This is a genomic window from Magnetovibrio sp., assembly GCF_036568125.1.
Classification (GTDB): domain Bacteria; phylum Pseudomonadota; class Alphaproteobacteria; order Rhodospirillales; family Magnetovibrionaceae; genus Magnetovibrio.
Window position 1 is genome coordinate 457,438 of record NZ_DATCTF010000010.1, and the last position, 16,972, is coordinate 474,409.

The following is a 16,972-nucleotide window of genomic DNA, read 5'->3' on the forward strand; positions in this document are numbered from 1 at the left end:
GAGGCTCAGAATTCGAGAAGCCGAACGCATTCGACGTTCCTCCTTAAGTCTAGTCCGTCTTGTTACTCACCAAGACCCATCTGGATGTAGCCGGTCGGGCACACATCGCGGCAGATGTGGCAGCCGATGCACTTCGTGTAGTCGGTGTCGACGTAACGGCCGACGGTGACATCGTCGCGCTTGACGCGGAACACGGCGTCTTGCGGGCAGAAGATCACGCAGTTGTCGCACTCGAAGCACATGCCGCAGCTCATGCAGCGTTCGCCTTCGTGTTGCGCCTGTTCGGCGGTGAAGCCAACCAGACGTTCTTCGAAGTTGCCGAGAACCTCATCCGCGCTGATGTGCTTTTCTTCGCGCTTTTGCACCGGATCGTAGGTGTAGTGACCCAAGAACAGCTCGTCGTGCGGGATGATCTGCGAAGAAGAACGGTCTTCGAAGTTGTGCACGGCGAATTTGGCTTCCGAGGTGCCGCGAACCGGTTCTTTGGAATACGGCTCGGGGTCCTTGTGGCGCTGGTGCAGTTCGTTCAACAGGTTGAAGTGGTGCACGTCGACCTTCGGACGACGCTCGTCGGGGTGACCGGCGAGCATGTGGTCGATGCTTTCGGCAGCGATCGCGCCGTGGCCGATGGCGGTGGTCAGCAGGTGCGGGCGGACGATGTCGCCGCCGGCGAAGTGCTTTTCGGTGCCTTTGACTTGGTAGACCGGGGTGATGTCCATGAAGCCACGGCCGTTGTCGAGAGCTTCCAGGCCGTTGGCCAAGTCGCCCATCTGACCGATGGCGGACACGATCAGGTCGCATTCGATGTCGAATTCGGTGCCTTCGACGGGAACCGGGGTCATGCCGTCCATGGTGCATTCGCACATGCGCAGAGCGGTGGCGCGGCCGTTGGCATCTTTGATGATGTCGACCGGCATCACGCCGCCTTTGATTTCCACGCCTTCGCGGGTGGCGTCTTCACGTTCGCGCTCGGATGCGGTCATGCCTTCGAGCGGGAACAGCGACGTCAGAACTGACTGCACGCCTTCACGCTGCGCAGCGGACGCCACGTCGTGTGCGGTGTGGCCGAGAACGACGGCTTCCGGACGATCTTTTTCCGCCATGGTGGAGATGTGACCCAGACGACGGGCAACGGATGCAACGTCGATCGAGGTGTCGCCACCGCCGACCACGACCACTTTCTTGGTGGTGTAGTGCAAGCGACCTTGGTTGAACGCTTCGAGGAACGCAACACCGGTGATGCAGTTTTCGGTGCCTTCCCAGGAGTCGAGGAACAGACCTCGGCCCTTCTGTGCGCCAACGGCCCAGAAGATGGCGTCGTAGTCGGCTTCGAGCTGTTCGACGGTGACGTCTTTACCGATGGTCACGCCCAACTTGGCTTCCACGCCGGTGTCCAGGATACGCTGGATTTCAGCATCCAAGATGTCGCGCGGGACGCGATAGCCGGGGATACCGAACGCCATCATGCCGCCCAGTTTGTCCTGCTTTTCGAAAACCGTGACGCTGTGGCCCTTGCGGCGCATCTGCCACGCAGCGGCCAAGCCGCCCGGTCCACCGCCGATGACGGCGATTTTCTTGCCGGTTTCTTTTTCCGGCTTGGGCAGGGTCAGATTGTGTTCGATGGCATAATCGCCGACGTGCTGTTCGACGCCGTTGATGCCGATCTGATCGTCGACTTCGTTACGGTTGCAGCCGTCTTCGCACGGTGCCGGGCAAACGCGGCCCATGACCGACGGGAACGGGTTGGCTTCGACCATGCGTTCGAACGCATATTCCTGCCAAGCCTGGCCTTCGACCGGGGATTTGTCCATGCCGCGGGCAATCGCCAGCCAGCCGCGGATGTCGTGGCCGGACGGGCACGAACCTTGGCACGGCGGGGTGCGGTGGACGTAGGTCGGGCACTTGTGCGACCAGCCCGCCTGGAAAATTTTTTCTTGGAAGTCATCCCATTCGGATTCACCGTCGGTGTAACGTCGCCAATTCAAAGCCTGTTCCGCAGTCATGTTTTTTCTTCCTTCTTCGCAAGGGGGCTTCAGCCCCTCTGTGATGATGCCCTGTTTGTCAGGGGGCGGCGGGATGATGCCCGCCTTGCCTGTTCGTTTATTCCTTAGCGCCGAGCTGGATCGCTTCGCTGACCAGCTGGTGCACACTCACAATCATGTCCATGGAGAAACCGTAATACGGCATCACCTTGGTGAATTGGCTCTTACAAATGGCGCAGATTGCGGCCATGTGCGTGACGCCATGGTTCTCAACAACGTCCTTGAGCGCTTCCATACGCGGCAGCGCACCCTTGACGCGAAGCTCCATCAAATCGTCGGTCAACAAACCGCCGCCACCGCCGCAACAGAAGGTTTTCTCATGCGTGGTTTGCGGGTCCATTTCGACGAACCTGTTCACGCTGGCCTGAATAACGGCGCGCGGGATGATGAATTGACCGCCTTCCATGTCGCCCATGCGCGAGGCGCGGGCCACGTTGCAGCTGTCGTGGAAGGTCAACACCTTGTCATCGTTGGCTTCCGGGTCGAGCACGATGCCGCCCGACTGGATCAAGCCATGGGTGACCTCGAGGATGTGTTGAGGCACCGGGTACTTGGGATCGAGGAAGTCCCACGGACCGGCCAAGGTGTTCAAGAACGAATACGCGACGCGCCAGGCATGGCCGCATTCACCGAATACGATGCGCTTGACGCCCAGATCCAACGCGGCCTTGCGGATGCGGTTGGCGACCTTGTGCATCTGTTCGTACGAACCGATGAACATGGCGAAGTTGGCCGCTTCCGATGCGTACGACGACAGCGTCCAGCTGATGCCCGCTTGGTGGAAGACCTTGGCGTAACCGATCAGGCCGTCCACATGGGGCTCGGCGAAGAAGTCGGCCGACGGGGTCACCAGCAGCACGTCGGCGCCGTGAACGTCGAGCGGGAATTTGACCTCGACATCGGTGTCGTCGAGGACGTCTTCTTCAAGGCCTTCCAAGGTGTCGACCAGTGCCGGTTCCGGCAGGCCGAGGTTGTTGCCGATGACGTGAACCTTGGCGAGAATTTCGTTGGAATATTTTTGGCCGACGCCGATGTGGTCCATGATGTCGCGGGCGGCCATGGAAATTTCGGCGGTGTCGATGCCGTAGGGGCAGAACACCGAGCAACGGCGGCACTGGGAACACTGGTGGAAGTATTTGTACCAGTCGTCCAGCATCTCCTTGTTCATGTCTTTCGCGCCGACCAGGCCCGGTGCGATCTTGCCGGCCAGGGTGAAGTGGCGGCGATACAGAGAACGCAGCAGATCCTGACGCGCAACCGGCATGTTTTTGGGGTCGCCGGTGCCGAGGAAGTAGTGGCACTTATCGGTACACGCGCCGCATTTCACGCAGCTGTCGAGATACACGCGCAGGGCACGGTTCTTTTCGAGCAGATCGCCGAGCTTTTCGACGGCCTTTTCTTCCCAGTTGTCCACCAATTCACCGGGGAAGCCGAGGGGCTCGTTATGCTCCGGCTTGGCGATGAACGGCTGCGAGTGGTCCATCGCGCCGTCTTGAATGGCGGGATTGTCCCTGAACTCACGGAACGCCGGGGTTTCGAATTTTTGGTCTGCCACGATCAAACTCCTCGATCGAATTCTCTAACTCGCGCGCCGATTAGGCTTCGCGATCCGCGTCCATGTGTGCCGCCCACGGCGCCAGGTGGCGCTTATCGCGAGCGTCATCGACTTGATTGCGCGACGGGCTGAAGAACACGCCCGGCACGTGCAAGAGCTTGCTGAAGGGAAACACGATCATCAGAACGGCAACCGCGCCCAAGTGGATAAGCAGCGGGCCATCTGCGGGCAATTCCTGAATGTTGAAGCGCAGCAGGCCCAAGAAGAACGTTTTCACTTGAATGATGTCGGTGTGGCTGAGGAACTTCATGTTCAGCCCGGAAATGCCGATCAGCACCAGCAACGCCAGCATCAGGTGGTCGGACGGACCGGTGATGTAGCGAATGCGTTCTTGCACCACGCGGCGCGCCCACAGGCCGAGAAGGCCGGCGACCATGGCCAGACCACCGTAAATGCCGAACGGCTGGATCAGTTCGATGACCATCCAAACGTCGGCCTGGAAGTAACGCACATGGCGCAACAGGGCCAGGGCGAGGCCGGCGTGGAACAGCACGGCGAAAATCCAGATCCAACGGTTGGATTTGAACAGGCTTTCGAAAAACGCAACCTCGCGGAAAACGCGGAGGGCGGCGCCTGACTTCGTCAGCGGAGCCGGCATGGTGGGGATCTTCAACGGCGTCGGCGTAGAGGCGTAAATCTTGATTCGCCATGCCAAGCCAACGACGAGCAATGCCGTCGCCGAGTAGAAGAGAAGCGCGTAGATCACCGACAAGGTCGACATCACGTATCAGTCCTTACAGTCATAAACTTAGCAAAAGTACAAAACGAATAGTGCGTGCAACGGGGTCAAAAATATCGACCCATTTGGGTAATCGAAGGCCGTTCAGGCGTAATTGCCCGCGTGGCCGTGACAGTGGTGTTTATTATTGTTTTTGTGAAAACCGGGGGCGGACCGGACCTCATCGGGTGGCCCGCCCCTGGAATTCAAGACGTCTTAGACGCAGCCCGTGGGCTTCGGCAGACCGGCAACCTTACAAGCCTGCTTTGCAGGACCGTACGGGAACAGTTCGTACAGGTACTTGTTGGAACCCTTTTCGGGGCCGAATTTTTTCTTCACGGCTTTGACCAGCACGCGAACAGCCGGAGCGATCTGGTATTCGTTGTAGTATTCGCGCAGGAAGTTCACAACCGACCAATGCTCTTCGGTCATGTCCAGGCCTTCAGCTTCGGCGATCACTTTGCCGAGGTCTTCGTTCCAGTTGGTGACGTCGAGGATGTAGCCTTCTTCGTCGTGTTCGTAATCAACGCCGTTTACGGTGTATGCAGCCATAGTTCAGTCTCCTGTTTAGGCCGGTTCCCTGGGGGTGAAACCGGGATGCAATGCCCTCAGTGGGCTTCAAAAAGCCCCCCCATACTTGCATGGGGCGGGGCGAAATATTTGCCTTAGAGCCAAGCGTTGTGCGCGCCGTGTTCCTCAGCAAGGTCCACGAAGCCGGCGTAATCGACGACTTTCACGCCATCGATAACTTGGTCTTCGGAAAGGCCGCGGGCTTTAAGGTCCGGACCCAGAACAAATACAGCGTGGTCAGCCACGGCGCCTTCGATTTTAGAAGACTGCACGGTGCCCTTAACAGCGCCGATGACGCCGTCTTCGATGAGCAGAATCGCGGAGCCTTTTTTCGCCAAACGCAGGCAGGTGTCCAGCGAGTTGCGCTCGAAGGGCGACTTGTTCACGGTGTGAAGCATATCACGTCTCTCCTTCGTTAGCCGCTGATGACGCAATCGGATGCGTCAAGAATGTCGGCGAGTTCAGCAGCGCTGAGCACTTCGACGTCGACCTTGAAATCGTCCTCGGTCAGCCCGCGGGCTTCCATGGATTCCTTCTCGACGATGATGCGCCAGACCATATCGATGTCCTCGTCCTCGTCGGCATCTTCTTTTTCCATTTCGATGATGCCGAAGGTGGGCGAGAAGTTCTTCATGCCGATTTCGGTGGTGTCGTGACCGGCTTTGAGCTGGTACACGCCGTCGTCGGCGAACACGATGTTGGCGTGCTGTTCGAAAGCAGCCGAGATCAGAACCGTTTCCAACACTTCGAGAGCGTAGACGGTGCCGTACGGCGCCTTGCGGTTCATGAAGGTGAAGGTCTTTTTGACGCCTTCGGTATCAAATTCGAATTCAGCCATGGGATCAGTCTCCAAACATCATGAGACGGTCGCAGCCCATGCCGGCTTCCACCAACTGGCCGAGGCCAGAAATGCGGAACCCGTCGGCCAGGTTCTCGTCCTTAATGCCGCGACGCATGCCGGCGGCGACGCACACCACCAGATCGACGTTCTTTTCGGCGGCCAATTCGCCCCACAGCTTGACCAGGTTGCGGTCGTCAGCCTGCGGCTCGGAAAGCTTGTTGGCGTTGTTCACGCCGTCGTAATAGAAGAACACGCGGGGCACTTCATGGCCTTTTTCCAACGCGGCTTTGGTGAAGTGATAAGCCGTGTCGGATGCTTGGTGCGTGAACGGTCCTTCGTTGATCAAAATACCGAACTTCATAAAACAATCCCTTGTTTCACAATCTTGGTTTCTATGTGGGGGCGGCCAATTGCCGCCCCCGCAAGAAAGTCAGTCGACTTTGGTGGTGCCTTACAGGTGAACGTGCGAAGAAGCGTTCAACGTGCTGCGGCCACCGCGCCAGTCTTCAATGTGGAACTTCGTGAACGGCAGGCCCGTGGCTTCGAAGAAGCGCGGCCAACCGATACGGTCGATCCATTCGTTCATGCGTTCCCAGGGCTTGCCGCCTTCTTTGTAGGCTGCAAGGATCTTGAGAACCACTTCCGTGGCTTCCGGCCAACGCGGAGCGTTGTTCGGCAGGCCAGCCGCAACCAGCTTGTGGAAGGACGGCTTGGAACGGGTCGAGGAGTGCTTACCACCAACCCAGATGGCGATCTTGGAGTTCACCGGGTCGTTGATCTGCATCGGCGGGCAGGGCGGGAAACAAGCGCCGCAGCACACGCATTTCTTTTCGTCGACTTCCAGGGTTGCTTTGCCGTTGACCAGCGCGGGGCGGATAGCCGCCACGGGGCAACGGGCCACAACGGCCGGGCGTTCGCACATGTTGGACACCAGATCGTGGTTGATGATCGGCGGCTTGGTGTGCTGAACGTTGATCGCGATGTCGCCTTGACCGCCACAGTTGATCTGGCAGCAAGAGGTCGTGATCTTCACGCGGTTCGGCATCTCTTCGTGCTTGAACTCGTGATACATCGCGTCCATCAGGGACTTCACAACGCCGGAAGCGTCGGTGCCCGGAATGTCGCAGTGCAGCCAGCCCTGGGTGTGGGAAATCATCGAAACCGAGTTGCCGGTGCCGCCGACGGGGAAGCCTTCGCTTTCCAGACGGTCGATCAGCGGCTGAACTTCAGCTTCGGACTCGACCATGTATTCGATGTTCGAGCGGGTGGTGAAACGAACGTGGCCACCGGCCATTTCGTCGGCGATGTCGCACAGCTTGCGGATGGTGTAAACGTCCATCTGGCGCTGCGTACCGGCCTTAATGGTCCAGACTTCGCTGCCGTCTTTGGCAACGTGGTGAAGAACGCCGACCTGGGGACGGTCGTGCCAAGCCCAGTTGCCGTAGTTTTTCTTCAGAGCCGGGTGCATGTACTGCATGCCATCCGGGACGCCGCATTCATCCGGCATACGCGGAGCTTCTTGCGCCTCACTCATGGTTAGTCCTCCAATATTCTCGTATCAGTCAACTCCCGCCGGGTTTCCAGGTGAAGACCCGGCGGGGGTTTGTTTTAAAAACAGTGGGTTCGGCTAAGCTTATTCAGCCGCTGCCGCGCCTTTGCGGGCGTTCCACTTTTCGACTTCTTCGTCCCAGCCGTCCATGCGGACGTAGGAGCTGGTGCGCGGGTGGCTGACCATGTTCGGGTCAACCTCGACACCAATGCCTTCGAGGAAGTTGACGAGGCCGATGCGCTCGATCATTTCGCCGGTGCGCTCGTGTTCCAGAGCGTTTTCAGCGAAGAAGTCGAGAACGTTTTCGGACAGCTCGACGAGCCATTCGTAATCGTCTTCGTCTTCCATTTTGTGGAACGGAACGACCATGGTGCCCATCAGGTCACCGATCTTGAGCGTACGCTTACCACCGATCAGGACGCTGACACCCTTTTCGTCGCCGGGCGACAGGGCTTTGGTGCAAACGTTGATGCAGTGCATGCACTTCACGCAGCTTTCGTTGTCGATGTCCAAGGTGTCGTCGTCGTTGAGCGACAGCGCACGGGTCGGGCACATGTTCACGACTTGGTCGTTGAACGCCTTGCGGCCCAATTCCGCAACCTTTTCCTTGATCTTTTCCTGATCGACTTTGATGTCGTCGGCCCAGGTGCCCAGAACCGCGAAGTCCGAACGGTGCGTGGCGTTCACGCAGTCGTTGGCGCAGCCGGAGAACTTGGCTTTGAACTTGTACGGCAGGGACGGGCGGTGCATGTCATCGAGCATGTTGTTGATGACCATGCGCATCGCCTTGCCTTCGTCGTAGCAGGACTGTTCGCAACGGGCAGCACCCACGCAGCTCATGGAGGTACGCACGCCAGCGCCAGCGCCACCGAGGTCGAAGCCCATTTCGTTGAGCTCGTCAAAAGCGGGCTGCACGTTGTCGGTGCTGATGCCTTGGAACATGATGTCGCCGGACTGGCCGTGGAAAGCGATCAAGCCGGAGCCATACTTTTCCCAGATGTCGCACATTTTGCGCAACGTGCCGGTGTCGTAGTGCATACCGGCGGGGGGCATGATGCGGAGCGTGTGGAACTCTGCGCTTTCCTTGTACTTACCGGCAACTTCCGAGAAGCGGGGGATCACGCCAGCGCCATAGCCGCGCACACCAACGGTGCCGCCTTTCCAGTAGCCCTTGCGGGTTTCGTAGGAGTGCTCGAGCTGGCCGAGCAGGCTCTTCATGATCGGGGCATAGGCTTTGCCTTCGTCGTCAGCCAAGCGCTTCAGGCCGGTGACGAAGCTCGGCCACGGGCCGCCTTCGAGTTGATCAAGAAGAGGAGTATCAGGTTTATTGGTCGCCATTTTATTCCATTCCTCCGCAGAGTTCGTTCGATCCCAAAAAGGACACAAAAGGGTCCCCACTCCTGAACCGTCAGGAGTTGAATAGAGGTCCCCCCGTTCCTAGACCGGAAACCCGGCCAAAAAAACGGTATGCCCATACAGGACACACCAGGACGTGTCTGTTAGCGGATATGCCAGTGGGGTTTTGTTACCCCGTTACAGCCAACGCCTGTTATTTTGTTATGCACGATCTTCAGAATTTTTTCTGTAAGTTTCGTGTGCGTGTCGCCACGCGTCTGGTTGTTATTTTGACTGGATTTTATATTACCGCAATCTAATATGTCCAATAGGAAATGTGCTGCAACGCACCAATTCTGAAATTTTCTTTCGAATCAGTGAGTTAAATGCCCAAATGATCACTGTAAAATAAGCCTAAAATGGGCTGTAACTGACTGTCTGCGTTGAGAAATTTGAAAAAACGGCGAAAAGAAGGCGAGATAGGCGATGAACGATAGATTTTTAGAGCCCGGCCAGCACGACGAATTCGTCCGCGAAGCCGTTTCCCTGACCCCCGAAGCGGGGGCGGATGGGCCTTTTTCTTTGAAAAACAGTGTAGAATACGCCCGGTGGCGCGACGCTAAGCTTGCCGGCATGCCGACCCGCGCCGACGAATTGGTGGTCGAACTGAAGGACACCGCGAATCCAACGGAAGCCGAACGCGAGGCGATTCGCGACCGAATCCGCCGCACCGGGATGGCGATCTATGTCGGCCCGGCGCGCGATGGCGTCGAAGACTCCAAAGATCAGGTGCGCGCGCTCGGCCGTCATTTCGGGTTGGAGCACATCGATCACAACCCCTACGCCGATGAAGACGCCATCACCCCGTTGCACGTCGCGGCGGGGAACGAACGTTTGGAAGCTGGGCGCAAGATGTACATTCCCTACACCAGCCGCCCGATCAACTGGCACACCGACGGCTATTACAACACCCCCGCGCGGCGCATTCGCGGCATGGTGCTGCATTGTGTGCGCCAAGCGGGCATGCGGGGCGGGGAAAACGCCTTGTTTGATCCGGAAATGGCCTATTTGCTGATGCGCGAACGCGACCCCGACATGGTCGCGGCGTTTTGCGCCGCCGACGCCATGACCATCCCCGGCAACGATATGGACGACGAGGTTTCGCGCGGCGACGTGACGGGGCCGGTGTTTTCGCTCAACAAAGCCGACGGCACCTTGTACATGCGCTACACCGCGCGCAAGCGCAACATCGACTGGGCGCCGGACGCGGCAACGCAAAAGGCGGTGGCGTTCATGGAAGAAATTTTATCGGACGGCGGCCCCGGCGAGCCCTATATCTATCGTCACCGCATGGCCCCGGGCCAAGGCCTGATCTGCAACAACGTCCTGCACACCCGCACCGCGTTCGAAGACGGCGAGGGCGAAGCCGGGGATGAATCGGGGCACCGCATGATGCTGCGCGCGCGTTACTTAGAGCGCGTCGCAGGCACCGCATCACAGCTTTAAGTACAAGGAATTTCCCATGAGCACCAAAGAATCCAGCCGCGAAATCGAAGTCATCAACGCACCGTGGCACAAGGAAGTGACGATTTCGGAATCGACCTACGAAGGCGGCTTCAAGATGTTCCATGTGCGCATCAAGGAAGGCAAACGCTTCACCGACCTCGAACTCGACGCCGAAACCGCCGCCCACATCGCGGATTTGATGGGCACCTGGGCGAAGGACAACATGCCGGGGTGAGGGGAGATCGCGTGGGCTTGATGCAGATCATTTGCCCCGCCCTTGGACCTGCCGTATAACCTTTCCCCAACACAAAGACCGACGAACTTGGGGAGACCGCCGTGACCAACACGACCATACCGGCCAGTGCTCGACTGGACCAAAAGCGCGCCAATTGGATGGCGGGGTGGCTTTTGAGCGTCGCGGGCATGGTGTTCATCATGGTGATCTTGGGCGGGTTGACGCGCCTGACCCATTCCGGCCTGTCGATGGTCGAGTGGAAGCTGTTCACCGGCTGGATCCCGCCGTTCAACGACGCCGACTGGGCGGACCTGTTTTACAAATACACCCATTTCCCCGAATTCCATAAGGTCAACCCGGACATGACCTTGGAAGGCTTCAAGGGCATTTTCTGGCTGGAATACGTCCACCGCGTCTGGGGGCGGTTGATGGGCTTTGCGTTCTTCTTGCCGTTCGCGGCCTTTTTGATCATGCGCTGGGTGCGCGTTTCCGACGCCTTGTTTTGGAAGTTTCTCGGCCTGTTCATTCTCGGCGGCAGCCAAGGCGTGATGGGCTGGTACATGGTCATGAGCGGCCTGGTCGACCGGCCCGACGTCAGCCAGTACCGTTTGGTCGCACACTTCGCCTTGGCGCTGCTGATCATCGCGGCGTTGCTGTGGGTGGCGATGGGGCTGCTCAAGCGCGAACCGTACGACAACCACCACCAAGACCCCGAAAACCTGGGCAAGTGGGCGTTTTGGCTGTTCGCGTTGATCGCCCTGACGGCGTTGTCCGGCGGATTCGTCGCGGGCACCGACGCGGGCTTCGCCTACAACACCTTTCCGCTGATGGACGGCGAACTGGTGCCGGGCGGCCTGTTCGATCACCAGCCGGCGTGGCGCGCGCCGTTCGAAGACATCACCACGGTGCAGTTCAATCATCGCACCTTGGCTGAGCTGACGGTGGTGCTGATCATCGTGTTTTGGGTCAAGTCGGTGGACAAGCACCTGGCCCCGCGCACGCGGCGTGCGATCCAGCTGTTCGGCCTTATGGCGCTGGTGCAAGTCGGCCTGGGCATTTCGACGTTGTTGCTGGTGGTGCCGGTGGCGTTGGCGAGCCTGCACCAAGTGGGCGCGGTGGTGTTGTTTTCCCTGGCGCTGTGGTGCATACACGAACTGCGCGCCCCCCGGGGGGATGCGCGCAGCTTTTAAGGTCTTTTTTATAAGGTCTTTGCAGGCGCTCCTCGCGCCTGCGGGTCGTGTCTTCGTTTGATTTATATCTTCTTCAAGCCGGTCAGGAAGTCCTGCACCTGATGGCTGAGCTTGTCGGATTCGGCGGTCAGCGTGGTCACCGCGCTGAGCACCATTTCCGCCGCTTGGCCGGTTTCGTTGGCGGCTTCGTTGACGCCTGAGATGTTGGACGTCACCTCGCCGGTGCCCGCCGCCGCTTGTTCGACGTTGCGGGCGATTTCCTGGGTCGCCGCGCCTTGTTCTTCGACCGCCGCGGCGATGGCCGAGGCGATCTCGCTCATTTGGCCGATGGTGCCGCCGATGGATTTGATGGCCTGCACCGCGTCCTGGGTCGCACCTTGGATGCCGCCGATCTGGTTGGAGATTTCCTCGGTCGCCTTGGCGGTCTGGTTGGCGAGGTTCTTGACCTCGGACGCCACCACGGCGAAGCCTTTTCCCGCTTCGCCGGCGCGCGCCGCTTCGATGGTGGCGTTGAGCGCCAGCAGGTTGGTCTGGTCGGCGATGTCGGTGATCAACGCCACCACTTCGCCGATCTTGTTGGCGGCTTCAGCCAGGCCTTGGACCTTTTCGTTGGCGCCTTCGACCTCGTGCACGGCCGCGCCCGCAACCTGGGTGGATTGGGACACCTGACGCGAAATCTCGGAAATCGAACTCGACAGCTCTTCTGCCGCCGAGGCCACGGTTTGTACGTTGGTGGAGGCTTCTTCCGCCGCCGCCGCGACCACGGTGGACTGCTTGGAGGTTTCTTCCGCCGTGGCGGCCATGCTTTCGGCTGTGCCTTGCAAGGTGCTCGACGCGCTGGACACCTCGCGCAGAACGCCGGTGACATCGGTTTCGAACCTGCTCGCCATGTTTTCCATGGCGATGCGTTTTTGTTCTTTGGCGGCGTTTTCTTTTTCCTGCTCGGCGGCCATGTGTTGGTTTTTGATCATGTTCTCTTTGAACACTTCGACGGCTTGGCTCATGGAACCGATTTCGTCGCCGCGATGGGTGCCGGATACGTGAACCGAAGTGTCGCCGTCGGCCAAGGTGCGCATGGTGGCGGTCAAGCCGACAACCGGGCGGGTGATGCCGGTGACGATGACGTAAACCAATCCGGCCGTGATCAACAACAGCACGGCGGTGGCGGCCAGGAACAGATAGAACGAGGTCGATGCTGCGCCTTTGATGGTTTCGGCTTGGCCTTTCAATTCGTCCGAAATGACGTCTTCGACTTCTTTCAGCTTGTCGATTTTCTTGGTGATGGTGCCGAACCAGTAGGGACCTTCGACGCCTTCGGTGGTGCCGCTGTAGAGACTGTCGATGGCGATCTTGCGCATCCGTTCGACTTCATCGACCTCCTTGCCTTGAACGATGTTTTTCAAGGCGGCGCGCTGGGTTTCGCTGGCGTAGATGTTGAACGTGAACAACAACACCTTCTGTTCCGCGATCAGTTCGGTCATGCGGCGGTAGACGGGCGGGGCGAACTTAGCCGCGCCGAAGCCCGCGCCACCCATGGCGCGTTCCTGACCCGCGCGCTCTTTGGCTTGCAAAAAGCTGGTGTAGGCGGTGATGGTTTTGGTCACTTGGGCGTTGGTGCTGATGACCGCCATTTCCTCGACGATGGACAACAACTTGGCGATGGTGCCGGTATAGTACGAGGCCATCTGCGGAACGGTGAGATCGAAACCCGTCACACCGGTGCGTTTGGCGTTCAGCTCGGACAGGGCTTTTTGCGCGGTCTCGAGCTTGGTGGTCAGTGTCGCGCCGAAGGCCCGTGCGTCGAAACTTTTCAATGCCATGTCCATCGTTTCGATGGCGGCGTTGGTAGCGGTATGTTGGGTGGGGAGTTCCTTGGCGAATTTTGCACCTTTGGAGCCGATGTAAACAGCCGAAGTGCCCCGCTCTTTTTGCAGTTCATGGACCACGCCGCTGATGTCGGGGGCGACATTAGCGAGTCCCTGGAGCGCTTCCATCTCGGAAAAAACCAGATGTTTTTGATAAATCGAATAAGCGGAAAAGAAAAGTAAGCCCACGATTGGCAACACCAGTGCCAACGCAATTCGTGATCCAATTTTCATGTTTGCGAGCATTATTTTCTCCAACTCAGGTCGTTTCGCACTGTCTAATCAATTATAAATAAGGAAAAAGCGCGGGGGGTAGGATGGCATCCGGCTCAGCCGGTCGTATTTGACCGCTGTCAAACCTTGATGCACCCGTCAAACCGCAAGCCGTTACCTGCAGATATGTGATTGATGAGGCTCCCCAGCCTTTTCCCACTTCAACGTCCCTCACATCTCCGTGAGGTTCGCTTTAACTCCATGCGGCGTTAGCTTAACGGCAAAAAAAACAGTCGTCACTCAATTACTTGTGACGATTTCGGGTGAAAATGCAGTTGGCCCTGTGGGGCAATGCGTGTTCCATATGGTGTGCAAATCCTGCGACACATGTCGGTCATGCGGTGATTTGTGGGGCCATACGCTAGATCATACGTCATATGGGCAAGAACGCCTTGTGAGTGTTGAATGAATTCCGATAGAATGCATGACGAACGCGTAAAGCGAAGCGTAGCTGTCTATCTTCTACGTTTAGTAATTGAGAGTGAGTGAGCCTTGCCCGGCAGCTCTAGGGATGGTTCGGGGATAAGGTCATAACGTCGGTTAAGGGAACAGACTGGATGAGCGACCATAAAAAATTTCGACTGGTAACGCGTAGCGACTTTGACGGTCTTGTGTGCGCGGTGCTGCTCAAGGAAATGGATTTGATCGAAGACATCAAGTTCGTTCACCCCAAGGACATGCAGGATGGAACCATCCTGATTTCCGAAGACGATATCACCACCAATCTGCCGTATGTGCCGGGCGTTCATATCGCGTTCGATCACCACGCCAGCGAGATGATTCGTCTCGACGACATTCCGCCCAACCACGTCATCGATCCCGAAGCCCCGTCCGCGGCGCGGGTGGTGTATGACTATTACGGCGGCCATGTTGAGTTTAAAAACATCTCCACCGATATGATGGAAGCCGTGGACAAAGCCGATAGCGCTCAGTTCAACGAACAGGAAATTCTCAATCCCGACGGTTGGGTGTTGCTCAACTTCATCATGGATTCGCGCACCGGTCTGGGGCGCTTCAAAGATTTCCGCATTTCCAACTATCAGTTGATGATGGAATTGATCGATTATTGCCGCGATCACAGCATCGATGAGATCTTGGACCTGCCCGATGTCCGGGAACGCGTCGAGTTGTACATGGACCACGCCGCCCGGGCTCGTGACCAGATTGAACGCTGCACCACGGTGCATGGCAATTTGGCGGTGTTGGACCTGCGTTCCGAGGACACCATCTACGCCACCAACCGCTTCATGATTTACGCGATGTATCCCGATACCAATATTTCGATTCATGCGATCTGGGGTCTGAACAAGCTCAATACCGTGTTCGCGGTGGGCAAATCGGTGCTCAATCGCAGTTCGAAGACGGACATCGGTTCGTTGATGCTGGAATATGGCGGCGGTGGTCATTTGAACGCAGGCACGTGCCAGATCGACAACGATGACTCAGAACGCGTGCAGGCTGAACTGATTGCCCGCATAACCGCCGACGGATGAACCGCTTTAGTCAATTGATGGCCTTCGTTTTGGGCGGGGCCATGGCTTTTGGTCTGTTGCAGACACTCAGCGCCTGTTCGGATGGCCGTGTCGCCATAGATCAGGTCGTTCGTGTGTTCGGCTCGATGACGCCTGCCGACCCGGAAGGCGAAAAAGAGTTGGTGCGTTTCTACGAAACGTACGACCTGTATTCGAACAATCCTGGAAATTTGCGCCAGCGCGATCATTTTCGCGATGCCTTTCGCCAAGTGCGCGCCAATTATGTGGTTGAAACCGACAGCGTCCAATTGATCGATGCCGCAATCCAGGGCGTTAAGGACCTGAATGCCGAGCCGGCCAGTTTGGAACCGCGCGCGGTGGTCGAGGCGGGGTTGGACGCGATGATCGCCACTCTTGATCCGCATTCCAGCTACCTAAATCCCGACGAGTTACGCGACACCCAAGTCATTACCCGGGGCGAATTCGGTGGTTTGGGACTTGAGGTGACGATGGAGAAGGGACTGGTCAAGGTGGTTTCGCCCATCGAGGATACCCCCGCGTACCGCGCGGGCATCATCGCTGGCGACCGTATTTCGCACATTGAAGGTGAGCCGATTGGTGGGAAAACCCTGTCCCAATCGGTCAAATTGATGCGCGGACGCCCGGGCGAACCGATCGTGTTGACCATCATGCGCGATGGAGAGGCCCCGTTCGACGTGCGCATCGTGCGTGCGGTGATTGAGGTGCGCTCCGTGCGTTGGCATATGGAAGACGATATCGCGTACGTACGCATCGCCAGTTTCAACGAAAAGGTCGAACCCAAGCTGAAACAGGCTTTTCAGGAATTGCACGCCCAAGCCGGTCCCAACTTCAAGGGCGTGGTGTTGGACCTGCGAAACAACCCAGGCGGTTTGTTGTTCCAGTCCTTATTCGTGTCGGACAGCTTTTTGGATCGCGGCAAAATCGTCTCGGTGCGCGAGCGCGACAGGAGACGGGATCGGGTGTTTATGGCCAAGCCCGGCGATTTGAGCAATGGTGCGGCGGTGGTCGTGTTGATCAACGAAGGCTCCGCCTCGGCGTCCGAAATCGTTGCCGGTGCGTTGCGCGACCAAGGCCGCGCGGTGGTGATGGGGCGGCGTTCGTTTGGCAAGGGCTCGGTGCAGACGATCCAGCCGTTACCGCTTGAAGGCGCGTTGCGGCTCACAACGGCTCGGTATTACTCTCCGTCCGGGCACACCATTCAGGCCCGCGGCGTCGGACCCGATATCGTGTTGAGTCGCCCGTTGCCCGCCAATGCGGAAGAAGCGCAAACTTACAAACGCGAAGCCGATTTGCCGGGGGCGCTGAACGGCGATTCTCTTGCCGAAAAACCTGCTCGCGCGACGCTGGACCGTGAAACGTGCCCGACGGCGGGACCTGATGGCGAAGATCGAGAGCTAGGATGTGCATTGGCCTATCTGCATGCTGGCACGACCGAGGCCTTTCTTGCCACCATCGCGCACGAAGTTTCCGCGACGCCAAGGCTATAAGCTTTCGCTGATTTTCAAAACTGTGTAAAATCAAGTGGTTGTGCAGGTTGTGTAGCGATGCACACTGGTGCGACCCGGGGACGGAGCGCGCACCGCACCCTTACGCCAGGATGGTTTTTTTATCGAAAATGGTAACCTTAAGAAAAACCGTTTGATCATGGCGGGTTAGCTTCTGTTGCTCAAGTGTGTCGCCAAGATCAACAGCTTTTCTTATATCGCCATAAAAGTGTGC

Annotated in this window: 15 protein-coding genes; 5 read left to right on the forward strand and 10 right to left on the reverse strand. The window is 58.1% G+C overall.

What is annotated here, in order from left to right:
- Window positions 1-62 precede the first annotated feature (62 nt).
- The 9 genes from VIN96_RS06895 to dsrA form a co-directional block, all read right to left on the reverse strand.
- Window positions 63-2,003, reverse strand: a complete 1,941-nt coding sequence (locus VIN96_RS06895; protein ID WP_331894916.1) for an NAD(P)-binding protein — start codon at window positions 2,001-2,003, stop codon at window positions 63-65.
- A gap of 97 nt (window positions 2,004-2,100) precedes the next feature.
- Complete coding sequence (gene dsrK, locus VIN96_RS06900; RefSeq protein WP_331894918.1) at window positions 2,101-3,597, reverse strand: sulfate reduction electron transfer complex DsrMKJOP subunit DsrK; 1,497 nt, start codon at window positions 3,595-3,597, stop codon at window positions 2,101-2,103.
- 40 nt (window positions 3,598-3,637) lie between these two features.
- Window positions 3,638-4,378 (reverse strand): respiratory nitrate reductase subunit gamma, encoded by a 741-nt coding sequence (locus VIN96_RS06905; protein WP_331895373.1) that lies wholly within the window; start codon window positions 4,376-4,378, stop codon window positions 3,638-3,640.
- 213 nt (window positions 4,379-4,591) lie between these two features.
- Window positions 4,592-4,927 (reverse strand): TusE/DsrC/DsvC family sulfur relay protein, encoded by a 336-nt coding sequence (locus VIN96_RS06910; RefSeq protein ID WP_331894919.1) that lies wholly within the window; start codon window positions 4,925-4,927, stop codon window positions 4,592-4,594.
- Window positions 4,928-5,040: 113 nt separating this feature from the next.
- Window positions 5,041-5,343, reverse strand: coding sequence for a sulfurtransferase complex subunit TusB (gene tusB, locus VIN96_RS06915; RefSeq protein WP_331894921.1), 303 nt, complete (start codon window positions 5,341-5,343; stop codon window positions 5,041-5,043).
- Between the two features lie 17 nt (window positions 5,344-5,360).
- Window positions 5,361-5,783 carry a DsrE family protein gene (locus VIN96_RS06920; protein ID WP_331894923.1) on the reverse strand — a complete coding sequence of 141 codons (423 nt, stop codon included), beginning with the start codon at window positions 5,781-5,783 and terminating at the stop codon, window positions 5,361-5,363.
- A gap of 4 nt (window positions 5,784-5,787) precedes the next feature.
- On the reverse strand, window positions 5,788-6,147 hold the full coding sequence (gene tusD, locus VIN96_RS06925; RefSeq protein ID WP_331894925.1) for a sulfurtransferase complex subunit TusD: 360 nt from the start codon (window positions 6,145-6,147) through the stop codon (window positions 5,788-5,790).
- A 90-nt stretch (window positions 6,148-6,237) separates the two neighbouring features.
- Window positions 6,238-7,320, reverse strand: a complete 1,083-nt coding sequence (gene dsrB / locus VIN96_RS06930) for a dissimilatory-type sulfite reductase subunit beta (protein WP_331894927.1) — start codon at window positions 7,318-7,320, stop codon at window positions 6,238-6,240.
- Between the two features lie 99 nt (window positions 7,321-7,419).
- On the reverse strand, window positions 7,420-8,673 hold the full coding sequence (dsrA, locus tag VIN96_RS06935; protein WP_331894929.1) for a dissimilatory-type sulfite reductase subunit alpha: 1,254 nt from the start codon (window positions 8,671-8,673) through the stop codon (window positions 7,420-7,422).
- Between the two features lie 483 nt (window positions 8,674-9,156).
- Here dsrA and VIN96_RS06940 point away from each other — a divergent pair, with 483 nt between their 5' ends.
- The 3 genes from VIN96_RS06940 to VIN96_RS06950 all read left to right on the forward strand — a co-directional run bounded on the left by VIN96_RS06940 (window position 9,157) and on the right by VIN96_RS06950 (window position 11,601).
- A complete protein-coding gene (locus VIN96_RS06940; RefSeq protein ID WP_331894930.1) occupies window positions 9,157-10,176 on the forward strand; it encodes a TauD/TfdA family dioxygenase in 1,020 nt (339 codons plus the stop codon).
- Window positions 10,177-10,192: 16 nt separating this feature from the next.
- Complete coding sequence (locus VIN96_RS06945) at window positions 10,193-10,411, forward strand: DUF6967 family protein (RefSeq protein ID WP_331894932.1); 219 nt, start codon at window positions 10,193-10,195, stop codon at window positions 10,409-10,411.
- 101 nt (window positions 10,412-10,512) lie between these two features.
- Window positions 10,513-11,601, forward strand: a complete 1,089-nt coding sequence (locus tag VIN96_RS06950; protein ID WP_331894933.1) for a COX15/CtaA family protein — start codon at window positions 10,513-10,515, stop codon at window positions 11,599-11,601.
- A gap of 62 nt (window positions 11,602-11,663) precedes the next feature.
- Here the strand turns inward: VIN96_RS06950 and VIN96_RS06955 are convergent, their stop codons facing one another.
- Window positions 11,664-13,655: a methyl-accepting chemotaxis protein gene (locus tag VIN96_RS06955; protein WP_331894934.1), complete on the reverse strand. Its 1,992-nt coding sequence runs from the start codon at window positions 13,653-13,655 to the stop codon at window positions 11,664-11,666.
- A 641-nt stretch (window positions 13,656-14,296) separates the two neighbouring features.
- Here VIN96_RS06955 and VIN96_RS06960 point away from each other — a divergent pair.
- Together VIN96_RS06960 and VIN96_RS06965 are read left to right on the forward strand one after the other, a co-directional pair.
- On the forward strand, window positions 14,297-15,232 hold the full coding sequence (locus tag VIN96_RS06960; protein WP_331894935.1) for an exopolyphosphatase: 936 nt from the start codon (window positions 14,297-14,299) through the stop codon (window positions 15,230-15,232).
- On the forward strand, window positions 15,229-16,740 hold the full coding sequence (locus tag VIN96_RS06965) for a S41 family peptidase (RefSeq protein ID WP_331894937.1): 1,512 nt from the start codon (window positions 15,229-15,231) through the stop codon (window positions 16,738-16,740). Before VIN96_RS06960 ends, VIN96_RS06965 begins: the two co-directional genes overlap by 4 nt.
- Window positions 16,741-16,972 lie beyond the last annotated feature (232 nt).